This window comes from Flavivirga rizhaonensis (assembly GCF_004791695.1).
Lineage (GTDB): Bacteria > Bacteroidota > Bacteroidia > Flavobacteriales > Flavobacteriaceae > Flavivirga > Flavivirga rizhaonensis.
Window position 1 is genome coordinate 16,288 of sequence record NZ_SRSO01000022.1, and the last position, 20,718, is coordinate 37,005.

The 20,718-nt window shown below is 31.3% G+C and carries 19 protein-coding genes; 17 read left to right on the forward strand and 2 right to left on the reverse strand.

Features of this window, described 5'->3' with window-relative positions; all coding sequences use genetic code 11:
* The first annotated feature begins 250 nt into the window (after positions 1-250).
* The 4 genes from EM932_RS14770 to EM932_RS14785 all read left to right on the forward strand — a co-directional run bounded on the left by EM932_RS14770 (position 251) and on the right by EM932_RS14785 (position 5,353).
* The gene (locus tag EM932_RS14770; RefSeq protein WP_135877968.1) at positions 251-2,092 is read left to right on the forward strand and encodes a T9SS type A sorting domain-containing protein; all 1,842 of its coding nucleotides are present in this window, start codon (positions 251-253) and stop codon (positions 2,090-2,092) included.
* Between the two features lie 299 nt (positions 2,093-2,391).
* On the forward strand, positions 2,392-3,024 hold the full coding sequence (locus tag EM932_RS14775; RefSeq protein ID WP_135877969.1) for a dioxygenase family protein: 633 nt from the start codon (positions 2,392-2,394) through the stop codon (positions 3,022-3,024).
* A 413-nt stretch (positions 3,025-3,437) separates the two neighbouring features.
* Complete coding sequence (locus tag EM932_RS14780) at positions 3,438-3,785, forward strand: hypothetical protein (RefSeq protein WP_135877970.1); 348 nt, start codon at positions 3,438-3,440, stop codon at positions 3,783-3,785.
* 5 nt (positions 3,786-3,790) lie between these two features.
* The gene (locus EM932_RS14785; protein ID WP_135877971.1) at positions 3,791-5,353 is read left to right on the forward strand and encodes an FAD-linked oxidase; all 1,563 of its coding nucleotides are present in this window, start codon (positions 3,791-3,793) and stop codon (positions 5,351-5,353) included.
* A gap of 134 nt (positions 5,354-5,487) precedes the next feature.
* Here the strand turns inward: EM932_RS14785 and EM932_RS14790 are convergent, their stop codons facing one another.
* The gene (locus tag EM932_RS14790) at positions 5,488-6,252 is read right to left on the reverse strand and encodes a slipin family protein (RefSeq protein ID WP_135877972.1); all 765 of its coding nucleotides are present in this window, start codon (positions 6,250-6,252) and stop codon (positions 5,488-5,490) included.
* Positions 6,253-6,610: 358 nt separating this feature from the next.
* Here EM932_RS14790 and EM932_RS14795 point away from each other — a divergent pair, with 358 nt between their 5' ends.
* The 9 genes from EM932_RS14795 to EM932_RS14835 all read left to right on the forward strand — a co-directional run bounded on the left by EM932_RS14795 (position 6,611) and on the right by EM932_RS14835 (position 14,532).
* Positions 6,611-7,681: a carboxypeptidase M32 gene (locus tag EM932_RS14795; protein WP_135877973.1), complete on the forward strand. Its 1,071-nt coding sequence runs from the start codon at positions 6,611-6,613 to the stop codon at positions 7,679-7,681.
* Positions 7,682-7,687: 6 nt separating this feature from the next.
* Positions 7,688-8,209 (forward strand): hypothetical protein, encoded by a 522-nt coding sequence (locus tag EM932_RS14800; protein WP_135877974.1) that lies wholly within the window; start codon positions 7,688-7,690, stop codon positions 8,207-8,209.
* Between the two features lie 320 nt (positions 8,210-8,529).
* Entirely contained in the window at positions 8,530-8,937 is a 408-nt protein-coding gene (locus tag EM932_RS14805) for a hypothetical protein (RefSeq protein WP_135877975.1), read from the forward strand.
* A gap of 108 nt (positions 8,938-9,045) precedes the next feature.
* On the forward strand, positions 9,046-10,512 hold the full coding sequence (locus EM932_RS14810; RefSeq protein ID WP_135877976.1) for a phenylacetate--CoA ligase family protein: 1,467 nt from the start codon (positions 9,046-9,048) through the stop codon (positions 10,510-10,512).
* A gap of 14 nt (positions 10,513-10,526) precedes the next feature.
* Positions 10,527-11,249, forward strand: a complete 723-nt coding sequence (locus tag EM932_RS14815; RefSeq protein WP_135877977.1) for a phosphoribosylaminoimidazolesuccinocarboxamide synthase — start codon at positions 10,527-10,529, stop codon at positions 11,247-11,249.
* Positions 11,246-11,938: an SDR family NAD(P)-dependent oxidoreductase gene (locus tag EM932_RS14820; RefSeq protein WP_135877978.1), complete on the forward strand. Its 693-nt coding sequence runs from the start codon at positions 11,246-11,248 to the stop codon at positions 11,936-11,938. Before EM932_RS14815 ends, EM932_RS14820 begins: the two co-directional genes overlap by 4 nt.
* Entirely contained in the window at positions 11,931-12,803 is an 873-nt protein-coding gene (locus EM932_RS14825) for an HAD-IIB family hydrolase (RefSeq protein ID WP_135877979.1), read from the forward strand. The genes EM932_RS14820 and EM932_RS14825 overlap by 8 nt, the downstream gene beginning before the upstream one ends.
* Positions 12,793-13,785: a hypothetical protein gene (locus tag EM932_RS14830; RefSeq protein ID WP_135877980.1), complete on the forward strand. Its 993-nt coding sequence runs from the start codon at positions 12,793-12,795 to the stop codon at positions 13,783-13,785. The genes EM932_RS14825 and EM932_RS14830 overlap by 11 nt, the downstream gene beginning before the upstream one ends.
* A gap of 192 nt (positions 13,786-13,977) precedes the next feature.
* Positions 13,978-14,532 carry a DUF4251 domain-containing protein gene (locus EM932_RS14835; RefSeq protein ID WP_135877981.1) on the forward strand — a complete coding sequence of 185 codons (555 nt, stop codon included), beginning with the start codon at positions 13,978-13,980 and terminating at the stop codon, positions 14,530-14,532.
* Between the two features lie 448 nt (positions 14,533-14,980).
* On the opposite strand, the gene EM932_RS14840 is transcribed toward EM932_RS14835, so the two are convergent.
* Positions 14,981-16,186 carry a nucleoside deaminase gene (locus EM932_RS14840; RefSeq protein ID WP_135877982.1) on the reverse strand — a complete coding sequence of 402 codons (1,206 nt, stop codon included), beginning with the start codon at positions 16,184-16,186 and terminating at the stop codon, positions 14,981-14,983.
* 756 nt (positions 16,187-16,942) lie between these two features.
* Here EM932_RS14840 and EM932_RS14845 point away from each other — a divergent pair.
* The 4 genes from EM932_RS14845 (at position 16,943) to EM932_RS14860 (ending at position 20,674) form a co-directional block, all read left to right on the forward strand.
* The gene (locus EM932_RS14845; protein WP_135877983.1) at positions 16,943-17,179 is read left to right on the forward strand and encodes a Nif11-like leader peptide family natural product precursor; all 237 of its coding nucleotides are present in this window, start codon (positions 16,943-16,945) and stop codon (positions 17,177-17,179) included.
* A gap of 70 nt (positions 17,180-17,249) precedes the next feature.
* On the forward strand, positions 17,250-17,843 hold the full coding sequence (locus EM932_RS14850) for a DUF6445 family protein (RefSeq protein WP_135877984.1): 594 nt from the start codon (positions 17,250-17,252) through the stop codon (positions 17,841-17,843).
* A gap of 488 nt (positions 17,844-18,331) precedes the next feature.
* Entirely contained in the window at positions 18,332-19,204 is an 873-nt protein-coding gene (locus EM932_RS14855) for a hypothetical protein (RefSeq protein ID WP_135877985.1), read from the forward strand.
* A 1,287-nt stretch (positions 19,205-20,491) separates the two neighbouring features.
* Positions 20,492-20,674: a CAL67264 family membrane protein gene (locus EM932_RS14860; RefSeq protein WP_135877986.1), complete on the forward strand. Its 183-nt coding sequence runs from the start codon at positions 20,492-20,494 to the stop codon at positions 20,672-20,674.
* The last annotated feature ends 44 nt before the right edge of the window (positions 20,675-20,718 follow it).

Sequence of the window (20,718 nt, forward strand, 5' to 3'; positions counted from 1 at the left end):
TATATTGAAATGTAGAGGAAATAGAAACGAATTTAATCGGTTATTTTGAAGTTTATTTGGTATTATATAGTTAATTAGCAATATTTTATTGATGTATGATAAGCAAATTGGGGTCGTAATAAAATACAAAATAAAAGGTAGGAAAAAGCAGAGGTTACTTGTTATATAATTAAAAAGGAATTATTTTTGAATCAACAAAGGTTACCCCCCTTAGATTCTATATCAATTCCCAAACTACATTAATTTAATTATGAAAAACCTACTTTTAAACCAACCAACATTAGTTTTTAATTATGCCAGGAATCATTTTTCAGGTAGCAAATCCCTTATTTTTTTATTATATTTTCTCATATCGCATGCTGCAATAGCAGACCCCATAGCACAGATGACAGCAACTAGATTATCTGGACCAGCTCCATTATCAGTACTTTTTGATGCAACTATGACTACCGATACAGACAATGCCATAGATCCTTTTAGACAATTAGGGTATTCTTTTTGTTTTGATGACCCTGGTAGTGGTACTTGGGCACATAGTGGATTAAGTAAGAATATAGAAACCGGAGGCCCTCTAGCAGCTCATGTATTCGATACTCCAGGTGTTTATGAAGTGAGAGTTGTTGTAAGAAACCCAAATGGTAGTACATCTGAAGCAACAGAAACCATAACAGTTCTAGATCCAGATGTTCATTATTCAAATACAAATACTGTTGTGATATCAACAGATTCAAACTTCACTGGAGCCCCAAATGGAGCACAACAAATAGCTAATGCTACCTCATGGCCAGCTTGGGAAAGTAATAAGCGCTACTTGCTTAAAACAGGTGATGATTTTACAGCTCTTGGTGTTATAAGGATTACGGATCGCAGTAATTTTCATTTAGGAAGTTTTGGTTCTGGTTCTAAACCACAAGTAACGCAGGTTATAGTTGATATGGATGAAGATAATGCCGCTACGCCACCGGAAAATGGTGTCATACAAGGATTAGATAGTCCTTTTATATTACAAAGATTAATGTTCAATAATTTATTAGTATATCAAAATGATGTTATCGGTAATGGTGCTAATATTGTATTTACATCTGCAAATACTTGGTATGCTGTAAACCAAAGAGGAACGTCTTCTCCTAGTGATTGGAAGCAGCCAGGTTCTATATTCATAGTAGAGAATCACGTAAATATGTTAGGTGATCCAACGGGGTATCTAAACGCTATAGCAGGTCTAGCCCATCATGTTGCCGTGCTTGGTAATACATCAGAACAAGCTAAAGAACATACACTTAGAATTTTTGGAACTTATAAATCTGTTATTGGTCATAACTTACTTTCGGGACCAGCGACAGATAACTTACGTACTGACTTTAAATTAATGTCTAATGGTATAAACGATTGGCCAGCAGATCACGCTATTTTCAACCCAGGAACGACTACAGAGGTTCTGCCTAACACGAGATATGTAAGAATTCATAATAATATCTTTGGAAGAGCAGGAGCACCACATAGCTGGCATTTACAAGTAGCTCCTCAAGATGATGGGAATAGTAATACAGTAGAAGGGTTGAGAGATATCATTATAGAGAACAATGAATTTATCGATGGTAATCAAGATGATGGATTAGAGCGCGGTATCCAAACTTTAGGAAACAATATTATAGAGCGAGGAAATGAGTTTCCTGCATCTTGGACGCAACCAGTACTTCAAGTAAACTATCCATCTAATTATTCTGCTTATTCGGCATTATATACACCTTTTTGGCACGGACCTTATTATCTTGATGATATGCCTCCAGTTGTGATGGTAGACCCTTGTTCGACTCTTGGAACAGATTCAGATCCTTTTAATTTAAAATCCGAATTGAAAGCATATCCTAATCCTTTAGGTCTTGGAGATGATTTAACTATAAAGCTTTCAACAAAATTGGTTAGCGGTAGCCTTGAGGTGTTTGATATTTTAGGACATATGATTTATACACAAAAAATGACTCAAAATACTACAGACATTTCTGGGACTTTATTTAAAGAAGGCATCTATTTAGTTGTTATAAAAACAGATCAAGGTAGAGAAACGAAAAAAATTGTTGTTTTAGATTAACAAGAATTTATTAAATATCATATTTATATCGGGGTAACCTTCATTTAAAATTGCTTCACCTTATGGGTGGAGCAATTTTTGTTTTTGTTATATATTGGAGTTCTATATGTTAAATCATGACAAATTACATCACCTTTAACTTTCAAAAACATGATCATTATTTGAAAAAAAACGTACATTTTGTCGATGAATTTTACCTTCAAAATCATTTCATCGTGTAATTTAAGAGTTCACATGATTTTTATTTTTTTATGGATAGAAAGACTTAATTTTAACTTAAATTATTAATTTTTAGTGTTATGAAAAATCTAATGTCCCTTTTTTGTCTCGTATGTTTTATATGTTTTTCTTCTACCATTACCGCACAAGAATTTGCGAGTATATCAGAAGAAAAACCTGTTGATTTTAAGAAACGTAGCCCAATTTACGATTATTCAGAAAAACAATTGAATAATGTAGATACCATTCCTGATTATGCATCTAAAAAGAATAAACTAAAAATTACTGGTACTATTTACGAAAGTGATGGTATAACACCAGCTAAGAATGTGCTTCTCTTTATACATCAAGCAGATGAGCATGGAAATTTCGAATTAAAAAGACATAATAAGAAACGATATGTACATCATAGAGGCTGGATAAGAACAGATGCAGATGGACATTATACATTCTACACGTTTGTTCCTGGTAAATATATATATGGTAATGAACTTAAACAGATACTTCCAATAGTTAAAGAACCAGGTAAACCTGAATATAAAATAGCCACTTACCTTTTTGATGATGATCCATTATTAAACGATAAACGTTCGAAAGTAAAACGAGCTGATGTTAGTAACAGAATTCTTAAACTGGATAAAAAAGAAGGGTTGTATGTAGCCAAAAGAGATATTGTTTTGGGTAAAGAAGTTATAGACTCTTATGCTGAATAATGAATTTGTGTTTTATTAAGTTTTTTGTAAAGAAGCTTTAAAAAATAAATATTTATAGAATTTTGAAACTTGATTTCATAAAAGAGCCACCCTGATTAGGATGGCTCTTTTCTATAGGAGCTTTTATTCCCTGCCGTATTAGACTTCATTTATTATAAAAATAGATGGAGGTAGGCCTGAATTATGCCTCGGAGTAAACAAAACTTCTAAAATATTTTTATTATATTTAAACCATCGCTTAAACATTAAGTGATTAATCTCTCCCTATTAAATTATTAATACACTTTACTATCTAACAGTTTACCTTTTTTGGTATTTGTTAAATTTATGTTTAATGAATTTGGTATTATCAAACATCATTCATTATAACTATTAATAATTATACATACTTTGAATATTAAAATTATTTAAAAATGAAGCCATTTAAATATTTATCAATAGCTATTTTCTGCTGTATTTTAACGTCTTGTTATTCTGTGAGATTTCGTAATGTAAATGGTGCGCCACAACCTGACCCGTTTTCAGACAGAGATGATTATTACAGAGGTATGGCAGTTGTAGAGTTCGATACTGTTATAAGTATTAAAGTGAGTTCAGAAGATTTTACGTATTTAATCAAAGAAAAAGAAGCTTGCGAATCAGGAAAGCTAAACATTATTGAATATCGCAACACCTTTGGAGGTGTCTTATTAAGTGCTATTACTTTTGGAAGAAAACGAAAAGTAAAAGTTAAGTATGTGTGTGAAAAACCAACAAATTAAGGATTATGGCGACTACTAAAAGTAAATTTTTAAAAGAATGGAATACATTACATAAAAACGGCCCATTTCCATTAAAAATTCTTTATCAAACTAAATTGGAAGGAGAACGAGCCATGCCTAAAAAGTTAGATCGTTATAACGACGCGGCAAAAGAAATTCAACGTTTAATAAAGGAAACACATGTGGCTGGAGATGGATTTCGTGCCTATGGATCAGCATGGTCAATGAATAATATTGCCAGTCATAAAGATAGAATGCATTATAATGGTTTTATGAATATTTCTTTGCCAATTAATGCTAGCGATTGTCACGCTAATTCCAATTACGATTCGTCTAATCTATTTCTATTTGAATGTGGAACGACGATAAAAGAGGTTTCAGAGATTTTGGCAGAAAATGGAAAATCTCTCAAGACAAGCGGCGCAAGTAATGGTCAAACGTTAGCAGGTTGTATATCTACTGGAGTACATGGTTCTGCTTTAGATGTTGGATCTGTACAGGATTATGTCGTGGGATTAAATCTGATAATTGGTTCAAATGATGATGATATTGTATATATAGAACGTGATTCTAAGCCAGTTTTAAGTAATGAATTTGTTAACAAGTTAAATGCAAGAATTATAAGAGATGATGATTTATTTCATGCAGCAATGGTTGGGTTGGGTGGTTTTGGGTTCATACATGGAATCGTTATAGAGGCAGAGCCTATTTTTTTACTAAAACGTTATGTGAAAAAGATTAGTAAAACAACTGCTTATGAATTGGCAGAAACCATGGATTTTGAGAATGCTTCATTCACTATTCCTGAAGAAACTAATTCAAATGGAAAGGGGAACAGACCTTACCATTATAAAATTTTTATCAATCAATATAGTAATGATCCAGATTGTGTTGTGGAATTAATGTATAAGAAACCATATGTAGAACCTTATCCAGATCCGTTTCCAGTAATAAAAGAATCTCTTTATAGAGATCTTATCTTTCTGTTTGTTAAGCTTGCAGAAAATTTACCTAAAAGTATTCCATGGTTAGTAAAGCGTTTACGTAATACCATTCTACCAAAGGTAGATGATCAAACAACGGGTATGTTAAAGGAAATATTCTGGGACGCACCTTATCAAGGACCGGCTTTTGCTTGTTCTTTCGGTATAGATCATAAAGATGGACCAAAAGCTATGGAACTTCTAGGGAAACTAACTAGAGATGAAGGCCCTATACCAGGAATCTTTGCAATGCGATTTGTTAAGCAATCTCAAGGCACTATAGCCTTTACTAAATTTCCTATTACTTGTATGTTAGAAATAGATGGAGTTCTTTGGAAAGAAACCAGAAAAATTATGAGTTTAAAGAAGTTTTCTAAGCGTATGATAGAAGTACTAAAAGAAAATAATATCCCATTTACCTTACATTGGGGGAAAAATAGTGATTGGGCATTTCCAGAATTAGTAGAACATATGTATGGCGATCATGCTAATAAATGGATTGCACAAAGAAAGTCATTATTATCGGAAGATATGTATGAGCTATTTTCAAACAAGTTTTTGAAGACTACTGGTTTAGCACCATAAGAACTAAGTTATAGTTCATGTTTGGGTGGGATTAGGGTATGTGTTTTTAGTCAATTGTGAATTATCCGAATCTAGAGATCCTTATCAAGTTATTGTTAAATTTTTTAATAAATATTTGGATTGATGTATAGTTCTTATTTCTTTTTCTTCTTGCTTTTTGGTAATACTTTATTGTTTTTGTGTAATACTTCCTCAGGAAAAGGGAAAAGAATCGTTGAATTTTTCTCTGCAGCAATGTTAGACAACGTTTGATAAAGCCTCAGTTTTATTGCAGAAGGCGACTGATCTATTAATTTTCCTGCTTCAAGTAATTTTCCTGCAGCCTGTTCTTCTGCCTGAGCTAATATAATACGTGCTCGCCTAGAACGTTCAGCTTCAGCTTGATTAGCCATCATACGTCGCATGTTTTCAGGCAATTGGATGTCTTTAATTTTGACATCGTTAATATGAATTCCCCATTCTTTGGTTTCAATTTCAACAATACTTTTTATATTTTTTCCTATCTCTTCACGTTTTGATAAAATAGTATCCAACTCTACTTTACCACAAACATCCCTCAAAGCTGCTTGTGCCAGTTGAGTAATAGCGAATTTGTATTCTTCAACTTCTAGTACAGCCCGTTCTGGGTCATCAATCTTAAAGAATAATACGCCATCGATACTACAAGGAACATTATCTTCAGTCATCACTTCTTGCGATATAATATTAATAGTAATGACGCGAATATCTACTATTTGAATCGTTTCTACGATAGGAATAATCCACCTAAAACCTGGCTTTAAGGTCTTAACATATTTACCAAATCTAAATTTAGGAGCTCTTTTATATTCATATATAATACGTATTCCTGCTAATAAGAATATAAGAATAACAAAGCCTAATATTTGTATTGCATTCATGATTATAAGGTTTTTGAGATAAAGTCTAATCTACAATTTGAGTCTCAATAACAGACAAGATTCATTAAGCGTTACTATATAAATAAACACTTTAAGATACGAAAAATATAAGATATTTAAAAATAATTATACTATTAGTATCTGAATAACTCATTTCTTTCTCCTAGGAAGCCACGAATCATTCAGATTAAAATTTTTGGTTATATCTATAAATAGGAGATTTATTAAAAACAGGAAAAACACCCTTTTGAAAGGGTTATAAAACTTATAATTTGTACTTGTTATAGTTTAATTTTACGACATGATAACAGTTTGATTTTTAGTATTTAATAACTTTAAAAACAACTAAAGTATAATTATGAAAAGTAAAAAAAACTTACAATCGTTTTCGATTCTGGCAGGTATTATTATGACAGTATTCCTGTCATCCTGTGAAAAAGACCCCGTTACGTTAGCTTTGCATGAGCCCATTCACCCCACGAGTAGTCAACAAGTAACATACAATCTTACAAAAGTGACATCTGGTAGTATTGACTCAGCAAAATTGTATGAACAAGTAAACACAATTAATAGTAGTGGCATCATAACTTCAACAGGTTCAGACGTATTATTGCAAACCTGGACAAGCCCTTCTGGTGATTTATCTCATACAAAAAGTAGTGGTCATGGATCTAACAAACTCGTAACGTATCGTTGGGAAATAACGACTCCCGATCAAAGTAAAACATTTGAAGTAACCTATGCAACACGACCATATCCTGTTACTAATATGCCAGCACCGGTATACTGTCAAGGTGATCCTGATGATGTTTTTGATGTTGTATTTATTCCAGATACAGATATTACGACCATGTCTAATTTTTATGATAACTGTCATGGTGCTATAGAAGAAGCTTTTTTTGATGAGCCTCATACCAGGTTTTGGAGACGTCAATATAATTTTTACATTAATAAGCAGAAAGGAACTGCTACTGATTATGATGATATTGCTACAGATGGTACACATCAGGTACCTTCAAACAATGCTAACTTAGCTTTTGCAGAAGGCAGGGTTTTAATGCATGAAAATAATTTGAGAGACTATGCTTCTGGAGGATTGTTCTCTACCGAAATGCAAAATAGAGGAACGATCATGCATGAATCTGGACATGCGTTATATGATCTTGCAGATGAATATGGTAGTGGGGTACATTGGGAAGAAACAAATTATCCTAATAATTGGCCAACATTAGCCAATGCTCAAGCAGCTGGTAATAATTATGGAAGTTGTAAATCACCATCAGATGCTACAGAAATGGGGACTAGTGGATGGTATCATTTGTGTGTATCAAATTGCCAGATGGTAACTTCCGGGCTCACACATACAGAGTATGACTGTCCTTGTAAATCGAGAATTACATACACAGTACTTGATAACGCTATAAATTAAAATACAATGAAAACCATATATAAAATAGTAGTAGTCCTAATATGTATCACTAATGTTTTAGCTACACAGGCTCAGGAAACCAATGAGGAAAAAAGAAAACAGGCCGAAAAAAACACATCACCATTTACATTAGGCCATTTTTCAATAAATGAACACTCATTTTATGTTTTAACAGTGCATGTAACAGACGGAACTATTAAATTGGATGAACGTGCCGTTTTAAAAGAAGTGGGCGGGAAGCTTCCACATCAAAGAGGTAACTTTAATATTGAAGTTTTAAACACGGAGGGGAGAGTCATTAGTAATTATATAATACCAGACCCGTTCCTAGTCAGATCTTGTGAAGAAGGAAAAGAAGACAATACATTTTTAAAATCTGGAATGATTCAAATTCCGTTTCAAAAATCTCCAGATATTTCGCGATTAGTTTTAACCAAAGACAAACAAACAGTTGGAAATTTAGACCTTACAGCTTTAATAAAGGGAAAAGCTAATGAAGATAAAGAAAAGCAAGATGATGATGATTAATTAATGTTTTAATTATTTGTTCTTTGTAATGTTCAGTGTACGTAACATCCTAATACTTAATATGGCTATAAGCATTTTTAACAAAGGGGTTAGTCGAGGATGTATTGTATGCTGAACATGTTTTTAGGAACCTTATATAATTATCTTAAATTCAGATGACCAATAATTTACTGTATTAATATGAATGAAATGCTTATGAAACATATATTTTAAATAATTTTTATATATTTACAGTAATTACTTACTTTTTAAGTAGTTTTATTCTCCTTCTCAAGAGTTATAAATAGCAAATTTAATCATTAACTCTAAAATCATTTATTTTGGGAAAACCTAAACAAACACCTCATTTTGATTCTTTTATACAGGAAGCAGGAGAAGTTAACAGATCCCTTGCTAACGAAAGTTCTATTTTATCAGAAATAGCATCAGCAGAACCTGTTGTAATAAGCGAACTACTATCTGGAGAACCAGCAATGATGGAAAAAATACTATCTGCTGAGCCTACTATGCTATCTGAAATTGCATCAGCAGAACCAACCATACTTGGAGAATTAATAGCCGCAGAGCCATCATTATTTGCCGAAATAGCAACTGCTGAACCAGCAATGTTATCAGAAATAGCCGCCGCAGAACCTGTTGTTTTTTCTAAAATAGCGGCAGCAGAGCCGGTAATTTTTGGAAAAGCAATGGCCAGTGTGATTTCTGAAATTGCAAGTTCGAAAAAATAAATCATCATACATTTTAAAACCAGATTCTCCAAGTATTTTATTTCCTGAGATTACTCTTATGGGAATAATAGCTTAGAGAATCTGATTATTAAAAAATTCAGTTATCAGATGGATGACCAAACATTGCTTACCGAAAAGCGCCATGTCATTATGACTCCAGATAGATTTCTATCAAAAGTTAAAGAATTACCAGAAAAATTAGAGTCAAATCATGTAGGATCTGGGATTCTGGCTCCGTTATTTTCTTATATAATCACAGAACCTGTTAAGTATCACGAAGGCTATAAATTATTACAAAACAAGTTATTAGATCTTACTTTAAGGACGGCTAAAGAAAATACGCCTTACTATAAAGAAACAATACCTAATGATACTAATTGGACTATATCTAAATTAGATCAATTACCTACGCTAAGTAAAGAAGAACTCTATCAAAATCGTGCAGAGATTTTATCTAAAATCACAACCTTTGGTTTTGTGACTTTTACAACAGGAACCACAAATCAGCCTCCGTTACTTATTGAAAGGTCTCAAGAAGAGCAGTTATATCTTCAAAACTTTTTTTCGATTTTACAATCAGGTATGCTGCATTCAGAAAAATTAAAACCTCTTGGTATTGTTGAAGGCTCTATGAACCATGGTTCTGTTTTAAGGCTACCAGGTATAGGATATAATTTTATGATTGAACTAACTAAGGATTATGGAGTTGTCCGTACAGCCTGGTTGTTACAAAATGAATTTAACTTTAATGGTATTGAAAATAAAGTAAGTCAATTGAATACAACAGTAATGGGATTAAGTTATTTATACCAGTATTTAACTGAGAATAATATTGAAATTCCAAAAGATCAGCTAAATTCAATAACAATCTTTGGTTGGCCAGTTCCCAAAAGCAGACGCAAAAAATTTGAAGATTATTTTAATGTGAAAATTAGTGATAATTATTCCATGTCTGAAATGTTTGGAGGCGCAAAATATTGTCAGCAGTGCGATGGGTATCATTTTGACCCGTTTGTTGTCCCTGAAATAGTAGATTTAGAAACAGGTAAACAATTAGAAACGGGTACAGGAGAACTTATATTAACCCCTCTTTTTCCTTTTACGCAGCGTTTTGTTTTGATACGCTATCGCTCTGGTGACTTAGTCGATGTAACTAAAGTAAACTGTGATAAAGGAACACTGGCTTATAAATTTAGAGGGCGATTAAAACGTTGCGTTAAAATGACCTCAGATTTATATTTTGGGGAGGCTGAAATCGCAAAGGCGATTGATGAAATTGAAGAACTTAACAGAGCCTCAACAGGATTTAACATTTTTAAAGATAATAACAAGAACAATTGGCCATTATTTAAAATGGTTAAAAAAGAGGGGTGTTTCGAAATTTTGATTGCGCTTAAATTTGATCCTCAAAAGGATTCAAACACCTCCAATAAAGTACTAAAAAAAATATATGATAAAATACTTTTAGAACTACCAGATTCAGTAACCAACTGGATACAACAAAACCCAGATAATTTTAAAATAACCTTAAAATCGCCATGTAGTTTTGAAAAAAGAGACTATTGGAATTTATAATTAAACTAAATATTATGACGACACAAACTGTTAATAACACTTTAAAAGAAGAGCCTATTGTAAAGGGAAAAAGTAAGTACCTATATAATTATGACAATGATCATTACATCGCACAATTAATTCCTTCATTATCAAGTTTTACTTATGACAGGTATGAAATGGTGGAAAAAACTCAAGATTTACGATTGGATTTTTATGAAATGGCTGTAGCATTGTTAAATAAACATGATGTCCCTACAGCATTTGTTAAACGATTGGATACAGATAAATATTTGACACGAAAATGTACAAGCCCTCCTTTTGAGGTGATCGTTAAAAATTATGCAGTGGGTTCGACACAAAGAAAATATCCAGGGCTTTTCCCAGATAATCATAAATTTTCAACGCCTATTGTAAAATTTGATTATAGAATTGATCCTGAAGATATTCCTATTTCTGCGGATTATTTAAAAGTTTATGGAGAAGATCCAGATTTACTGAAAAAATTAGCGTTAAAAACAAATGACATCTTATGTGAGTGGTTATCTCCAAATGTCTTAGTAGATTTTTGTTTAATTTTTGGTACTAACAATGATGGAGAAGTTTGTATTACTTCAGAAATATCGCCTGACTGTATGCGATTAAAATCTGAAGACGGTTCATCCCTTGATAAAGATTTATTTAGACAGGGTAAAAGCCATGAAGAAATTATTGATACCTGGACGCAGCTTATCGTAGACATAAAATCAAAAAAATGAGTAAAAAAGTATTATTAATAACAGGTTCAAACCGTGGTGCAGGTTATGGGATTGCTAAATACTTTTATGATCAGGGCTATGAAATAATATCCTTAAACAGAACATTAAAAAATGAAGTATGGCTTGGTGAGTTAAAGTGCGACCTTAGCCAGCCAGGTCAGATAATAGCCAGATGTCAGGATCTGGTTAAGGAATCTGTAAATATAGATGTATGTATATTAAATGCTGCAGTTAGAAAATTATCATTTATAGAGGATATGCCTTATAAAGATTGGGAAGATTCAGTAGCAACGAATTATTCTGCAGTTTTTTACTTGCTAAAATCACTTTTACCTATCTTTAAGTCATCAAAAACTTATATAACTGTTATTGGAAGTCATGCTGCCACACATTATTTTGATGGAGGTGTAGCATATTGCAGTACTAAAGCGGCATTAAAGGCCATGGTTGAAGTGTTTATTCAAGAAACCAGAGATTATGGAATTAGAACAACCCTAATTAATGCAGGAGCAATAAATAATAGACCTAAAGGGAATGATGATAAAAAGTTGCAACCAGAGAGCATAGGTAAATGTATTTTCTCTGTAGTAAATTCTAATTCTGATGTTCTTTTAGGAGAGTTGGAAATTCGTCCATCAATACCTTTAAAACCAAATGAATCGGGCATAAGTAAATTACAATATGTATAAACAGTCTAATTTTTCCAATACCATTTTTTATTCAGATTTGGATGGCACATTATTAAATAATAATGCTAGGTTAGCTCCAAAATGTTATGCAGATCTTCAGAAATTAATTGATGATGGTCTTTTGTTTAGTGTCGCTAGTGCAAGAAATTTAAATACAATTCGAAATATGTTGAATGGTATTCATTTAAGTTTACCTGTTGTTAATTTAAATGGTGCCTATATCTCCGACATTAATACAATGCGGCACATTCAAATTAATGGTATTGAAAAAAATATTAAAAAAAATATTTCAGAGATCATTGAGAGAAATAACCTTGGTGTTTTTATTTCTAATCATCAAAAAAATAAAGATGGGATTCTATATTATGGATTAAAAAACCACGGTGAGCATTCGTATTTATGTGATCGACAAAATAGCAAAGATCAAATTTTGGTAGCTGTTGATCAATTATCTGAGGCCATTTCGAGTGAGGTTACCTGTTTTACATTTATAGATAGAAAAGAAAAACTAGAAGAATTAAAGGCCTTTATTATTAAGCATAATGGTCATGGTATAAAAACTCATTTGTTTGAAAATCAATACTCTAAAGGATGGTTTTGGCTAACAGTACATAGCCATTTGGCGACAAAATCTAATGCACTTCAGTTTATAAAGCAAGAGTATGACTATACCGATAAACTTTTAACAGTATTTGGAGATGGTATTAATGATGTAGAAATGTTTGAGTTGGCAGATACAGCAATATCAGTAAATAATGCGATTCCAATTATTAAAGAAAAATCAGATGTTGTTATTGGTAGTAATAATGAGGGGAGTGTTGTTAATTACCTCAACCAGTTAAAAAAACAATCCGTTGAATTCTAGTCAAATCATTAATTTATGCCTGTCTTCAGAGTTTCAACAAAAATATGGGTATGAAAAAACGATAGAAACACATATATCATGGATTCTATTATGCAAAGCGTATGCTTTCAAAGTTAAAAAACCATTAAAACTTAAATTCCTTGATTATTCAGAAGTATCAAAAAGGGAATTTTATTGTAAAAAAGAGCTAAATTTAAACGATCGGTTTGCTCCAAATGTTTACTTAAAAGTAGTCCCTATTACTTATTATCAGAATCAATTCAAACTTGCAGTAACCTCTGGAGACATCATCGATTATGCCGTTATGATGAAACGGTTAGATGATACACATCTGCTTGCTAATCGCATTAATAAAAACATTTTGCAAGAGTCGGAACTTTCAAATTTTTCAGCATATATCTATAAAATTCATAAAACATCTGAAGTTTGTTCAGATTTTAATACTAATAAATTAGTAAAAAGGTTAAATCAAGTTTTAGAATTAAAAGATATAATTTGTAAAAAAATTGGAAAAGCAGGTTTTGAGTTTATTCAAAAAGTTATTACAACCTCAAATCGTTTTTTAGAAGCAAATAATACTTTATTTCAAAGTAGGATTAAACAGAATTATATAAAACATGTTCATGGCGATTTACATTTTGGCAATATTTTTATTGACCGTAAAAAAATTGTACTTATCGATTGTATAGAATTTGAAGAAGACTATAACAAAATAGATTTATTAGACGATCTGGCATCCATATTAGTGGATTTCGATTTTTTTGAAAGACCATATGATGCCACAAACTTTATAAACCAATATATATCACATTATAAAGGTAAAACCCCAATGAACGATGCGTTGTTAAATTACTATAAAATGCATCGATCGGTTACAAGGTTTAGTGTAAACATAATTGGAGAGGGAGCTGAGAACATGGTCAACGCAAAAAAATATTATGCCTTAATAAAAAAATATGAAAGCCTAATTGCCATAGAATAGTAAAAACTAATAACAGGAATAATATATGTACCATTAGGTATTAAATCACCAAGAATTTATGTGTAACCCTACTTTTTATCGATTCTATAAAACTTACTTCTCATAATATTAAATGAAAATATAAGTTTATAATAACAAACGTTTTATAATATTTCGTAATTTAGAAACTATATTATTTCCAATTACCGTGAAATGAGATCTATTTATATTTTTATTGGGATTATGATGATGTTTTTCTCATGTAAAGCATCAAAATCAATTGCAACTCAAGCTGAGATAGATTTCCTTAATTCTCTAGTAAACAAGCAAGCGTTTACCATTAAATCAGACCGAGCTTACCCGCAAGTAACGAATGCGTTGCAACAAGTTCTTAATTCGGGGTTAATGCAACCTGGGAGTAGTTCAAGTGTTATTTCTTTAATTGGAAATTATAATTTTTTAACTATATCTAAAGACAGTGTTTCGTCCTTTTTACCATATTTTGGAGAAAGACAAATGCAAGTTGCTTATAATGGAGGAGATAGTGCAATACAGTTTGATGGAGTTTTTGAAGACTATAAAGCTGTTCAAAATAAGGATCATAGTTATACCATTTCATTTCAAGCAAAGAGTAAATTAGAAAATTTTCAGGTATTCATTAAATTATTCCCAAACTTAAAAACACATATAACAGTAAATGGAAATTCCAGGTTTCCAATTAGTTATTCTGGGGATTTAGAATTAATAGATAAGAATACTGTTAAATAATATGAATGTTATACTTGAGAAGTATTTCTAAGCCCTAAAGTATATTTTGAAGTAATTGTTTCAATGCTCATTTATATACAAATCTTTCATAGGAAATAACAGCTTCATCAAATTTTAATGAAATACGCTTGTTTATCTACTGCATATCATTAGACTTAATTCCACAACTTATTTCCTAGTATTATTATCAAAAACCTTTAAAAACGCTTCTTTTAACTTAAGCTTTTGTGTGGCCTGCATTCCTTCTGCTAACACAGACTTACTTATCATCCATTTCACAACGGATTTGAGAGACATCCCGTTTAAATGCGCTATAAAAATATCTTTGGCAAATTGTTTTTTGATTCCAAATTTTAAAAAGACCTTCCAGCTTAGAATATTCCTTGATCTCCACAATTTTTAAAATATCTTCTAAATCATCGCTAGCCTATTTATTGACTACCTTAATTTAAATTGGTTCACATTCAGAACCATTCCATTTGCAATCATTATCATGGGTTATTACTGTATTAATAGTGAAATAATAAACACCGTTTTGTTCTTTTTCCCTGGTAACGCTACAGGACACACCATATTGATACATAACATTCACTAAAGCTGCCCCAGTGTTAATATTCGCTCCAGAATCAATAATGGCATATTCAGATGGGTTAGCGCTATTAATTATGGTAAAAAACACATCACCATCAATATCATTTAATGTAGTAAACACCTGGATATTGCTCACTTGATATAAATCACCTCCATAAGTTTTATATATATCTGTTATACCCGTAGTAGTACTTGCTCCTTTTACTGTAAAAACTGTAGTGACTAAATCATTATCATCATCTAAAGGCGTATATGTATCGGAAACTATATTATTATAATACGAAATAGCATTATTTAATGCGCTTTGATTTTCTGGATAAGTTACTTGATAATTTAATAATTCATCTACAGCACTGGAATATATAACTCTGGCATTTTCTGTTGTAAGGAATTTGGTAATGCTTCTATCATAGCCTTTTCTTAAATAATTAACATAAGCTGTATCCAACATATAACGATATATAGACGGTGACACATCACTAATTACGGCTCTTGGGTATGGCGGACACCCGCCATAATCTGCAGCATCAAATTCTAACCGTTGGATAGCTTTACCAAAATCTGGATCTGTTTGGCTATAAACAGTTCTATTTAATGATTGTAATGTCATCATTCCACTACACATGGCACAAGGCTCTAATGATGTGTATAATGTATAGGGGTTATCATCTTCATTTTTTAACGAAAAATATTGTGTCATGCCTAAATAGCTAGTCATGAGTCTAACTTCCCCATGTTGTGTACTATTAGCTGTGGTATCCACACAGTTTCTAGCCCATTTAACGACTTGACCTGATGGTGCAATTAATACAGAACCAATATTGTAACCTCTAACTGGATTAGTTTCTGGAGTCTGCCAGTTTTTATACACCGCAGCTAAGGAAAGTAAACTAAAGATTTTATCTTTTTCAATTTGAACATCATTTGTCTCTGAATAAGTATTTTTACAGGTAGTCGTAGACGATGGTCCTGTAGCTAAATCAACAACTTCTTGTTTTTTCTCATGCTTTCTACATGATGTTGAAATAATTAGTAGCGCAAATAAATAAACACATTTTTTCATAATTAATAGTTTTAGTTTCTTGTTTAAGAAAAAGTTATTGGTCCTTGGATTTGGATCAAAAAGCTTAATATTGATTTTCTATTAATTATTAATTAGGAATTCTTAAATGTAAGTAATTTTGTAGGAATTTACCTTTATATTGATTGTTAAATCCAAAATTGTTACTAATTTATAATCATTCTACACATTTGTTAACCCAAAATGCATCTTTAAAAAAAGAAGTTTTTCTGTGATATGAGCAAAACCGAGATAAATGCTTTTAAAGCAGAAATACAAGACAATTTTGACGAAATATTTAAGTTTTTCTAAATAGTATTTTGTAAAAGCAAAAAAAGCTATGAAAACACAACAACTTCATCGTTTTTATAATATTGATTTACCACACGTTAAATCAATAATCGATAATACACATATAATTAAATTCCTAGATTCATTGTGAAATAATGGCTGTAAAAGTGAGTATTTCTAAGCCCTTTTATCTTAAATTCTATACACATATACCTTTTCTAAACCAATCAATTTCCGGTAATTAAAACGGGAAAAACCCTATAAAATTAATCAGGTAAAATCACCCCGATAAAAGGGGAAACTTCATTAATACCAATTGTTTATAACATGTAATTTTGGATAAGAAATTACTGACTATATCTATTTAAGCATTTGTAGTAAAGACTATAAATAAAACAGTGGGAATAACCTGAAAAACCACTATAAAAGGGAGTAGGGATTTATTCAAATACATTTTAATATGAATGATTGCTCAAAAAAACAGCAGAAGATTTTGTAAACTACCTGATAGTTCAGGACAATTCAAAGGAAATTCTTTCCTTAAAAAATCATGATCAAGTATTGGAGCTTGCCAAAGCTAAAGGGTATGAAATTAATCTGGCAGAACTTCAACGAGAAATGAAAAGGTTGGTTACTTTTTCTCTATCAAGAAAGGGAGTTCCACAATGGGTCGTAGACCGTATGTCTGTAGATGTACATGATTAATTTACTTGAGCACTGTACAAAACTTTGGCAGTGCTCATATTTTTTGTTATGATTCTAAAATTTAAAAGATATGTTTAAAATAATTGATAATTTTTATAATAACCCTGATAAAATTAGGGATTTTGCTTTAAAATGTACCTATAAAAAACCTATTTCAGCCAAGTGGAATGGGCTTCGATCTGTAGAGAAACATGACTCTACTAAAAGTACACTTTTTAAAATAGCCGAGCTTTTAAATTTGAAAAATAAACCTAATTGGAAACAGATAGAAATTTCAGATAATTTTTGGCAACGAGCTTCTGTTGGAATGTTTAATACACTATACTCTGGCGAAGAAGATACGATTCATTTTCATTATTTCACAGGACGATGGTCTGGTGTATGTTATTTGGCTCCAGAACAGTTTTGCAAGGAAAAAATAGCTTTATCATTCTTTCGTCACAAAGAAAAGGGTATAACAACTGTAGATTCTTTAGATAAAGAAGACGTATTAAATATCAAAAAAGACCTTGAGAATGAGAGTTTATGGGAAGTTATTGATACAGTAGAAATGAAATATAACAGAATGATTGTATTTGATGGTCAATATTTTCACAAGGCTTCAGATGGATTTGGTACCAGTCCAAACGATTGTCGTTTAACCCAACTTTTTGGCTTTAATTAATAAATTAAAACAACTTTATGAGTTTAAAAATTATACTTATTGGTACCATAATTCATTTATTTGTTTATTCAGCGTCATTTGGGTTTTTTAAACACAAATTTAGAGTATACCCCATAGGTGGGTTGTATTTAAATTCATTTTTGTTCAGCGTTGTAGAAATCATTTTATTTATAACACTTGTCTGCGGGGTTTGCTATAATACTAAAATAATAAGCCTAATACTTTTTATTACTTTGTCATTGTACATATTAAATTTTTCAAAACGCCTATCTAATCATTTAATATTAGTTTGGTTCATAGTTCTGTACAATACTATATTACACTTCTTATCCATTTCGAATAAGGATGAAAGTTTAAATTCCTTTATTCAGGTTTTGTTTTTGTTAACTCTTTTTTTTGCCGGATTTCATAAACTGAATAGCAGTTTTTTCAACTTTCAGACTAGCTGCGGGTCAGGTAGTTTACTACAACTAGCTTTATTAAAAGGAATGAAGTTAAATCGCGTTAATAATGTATTCATAATTTTTGGAATTTACTTTGTAGTTTTCTTAGAGTGTTATAGCTTATTACCATTATTTTTTGATGTATTTACGTCTGTATATGTAATACTTATTAGTTTGCTTATAATAGGTTTTGGTTACATTGCTCATATTCACTTCTCTATAATAATGCTAGGATGTCTTCTATCATTTTCAAATGAAATAGCGTTTCATTTAAATACTCAGATCTGGGCTATTATTGTTATAATATCACTTATCTTATTCAGAGCTTTGGGAAACTATTATAATTATTTATTACCCGTTTTGGCAAAGTTTAATTTTCTGGTTTTTTCTGTATTAAGTACGTTTCTTTTATATGTTGTACTTGAAAATATATACAATTTTAAGAAAGATTTTTCTGGAATACTTTTGGTCAAACCTACAAGTATACCATTAATTTTTCTTTACGTTTTAAATAGTCTAGGGCCATATTTAGGAGTTAAATACGAGTTTAGTTTTGCGATGTTTAGTAATCTTAAATATAATTGCCAGAATCACTTTATTATTAAAAGGCCTCTACTTAAAATGAAAGTAAGATATTTTGAGATAAAAAAAATAAAAGGTGTTCCAGATTCAATTTTAGTTAATTTCTTGAAAGACTATAAAGTGTGTCATTATAATATAGGCTACTTGATGGATGTTTGTAATATTATTGTTAAGTCAGAAGATTTTAAAAACTTTAAAATTATTGGGGCGTATACAGATTCCAATGAATTGGTTACAATAGATCGATACTCATTGTTAAAACTATCTTTAACAGAAAAATTAGGAATCTTTCCCTTTCAAATATCAAAATCAGATTTATATACCATACCAGCTTAATTGTAAAAGCTGTATAAAGAATAAATTTCTGGGCAGTTATTTATACATGTCAAAAAGAAATTGTATAAATATGGCATTATCTGAATTTATTCTATCATTAAAAAGATTTTCGTATAAATCCTTTACCATTTTTATTTGGCTATAGATATTGATATTTTAAGTGTTCGTGTACTGAATCAAAGTATGGATTATGAAAACAATCTGTAATCTTACAGGTATAGCACTCACCATAATAAAACTACAAATTTAAAAGCTTCTTTAAAAATGTAATGGAATATTCTCTTTGCAGAGAGGGCTGAGGCAAGGAGACAAAATGTTTATGGAATGGGATTATCCTCTCTGATTTTCAATTTTCAAGTACGTATCTACTTTTAAATTATTCGTAGTAGCACGTTTTTTGAGAACAAAAAAACTATCATATTTACTCTTTAGAAGTTTTAATATGAAGAATATCTCAATTGTTTAATAATGATACTTTACTTCTCGTTAGTATCGTGTGCTAATGACGATGAAAAACATATCATATCAACGAACCTCATAATTAGTTTCAGTAGAGCAGAAGCCGAAGTAAACAAACTTACAAGAAGCAGCATGCAGAAAGTGTTAACCAGTCATACGATTAGCTACTATGATACTGTATATCGCAAGCAAAAAATTAAGGGCATTTAAGTTTAAAAGAGGTTTTAGAACTTGGTTATAACATCGATCTAGACACTGTCTTAAATGCTACATTTACCTTTAAGGCTCTTGATGGTTTTCAAGACACAACCACTAGTATACAGGTCAATGAACCTGGGGATATATCGCTTTTGAAGATATGGATGTCAAAGGTATTGACCACTGGGAACCAGTAGTTACCGAAAGCAACAATAATCCGGCTCCATATTATCTAGTATGGATCAAGCCGCAATAGACACCTGCAGATGGATATCCATGGCCATATCAGCTATTTGCAATTGACCTAGCAGAGTGAAAAGCCTAAACTACATACAATAAAACTCAAAAAAATAAAGTTTATAAAGCAATTTTATTGATGTCGGATTATAATATCAAAATGAACTATAATGTACTGCGTTATATTATTAATAGCAAGAAAGCATCCAGAAATGGATGCTTTTTTATTTAAAAATACGATATTTGCTCCTCTAACTGCGTAAAAGGGTAGAAAACAACATCTTTTTTAACATGCAATATGCTATATATTAAATGTTTATAGTCATAAAAGGTGTAGTAAATAGCCTGCCTTGTCCTAATTAGCAAGGATGCGCCAAAAATGAAGAATTTATTATGGCAATGAATAAGAACACTGTGTTAGCTTGGGCTACATGGGTAATGATTTTTGTAGGACTAGCATTGATTGGTCTTGGAGCTTTTAGATATGATGATGTTGCTGGCTGGGGTTTTGCTGCAGTAGGTGTAGGCTTTTTTGCTAATGCATGGGTCTTTAATGCTTTAAAAGGAAGAGTTTAGTGTTTCCTGTTTATTTTATTTACAATTATCACATATTAAGTCTT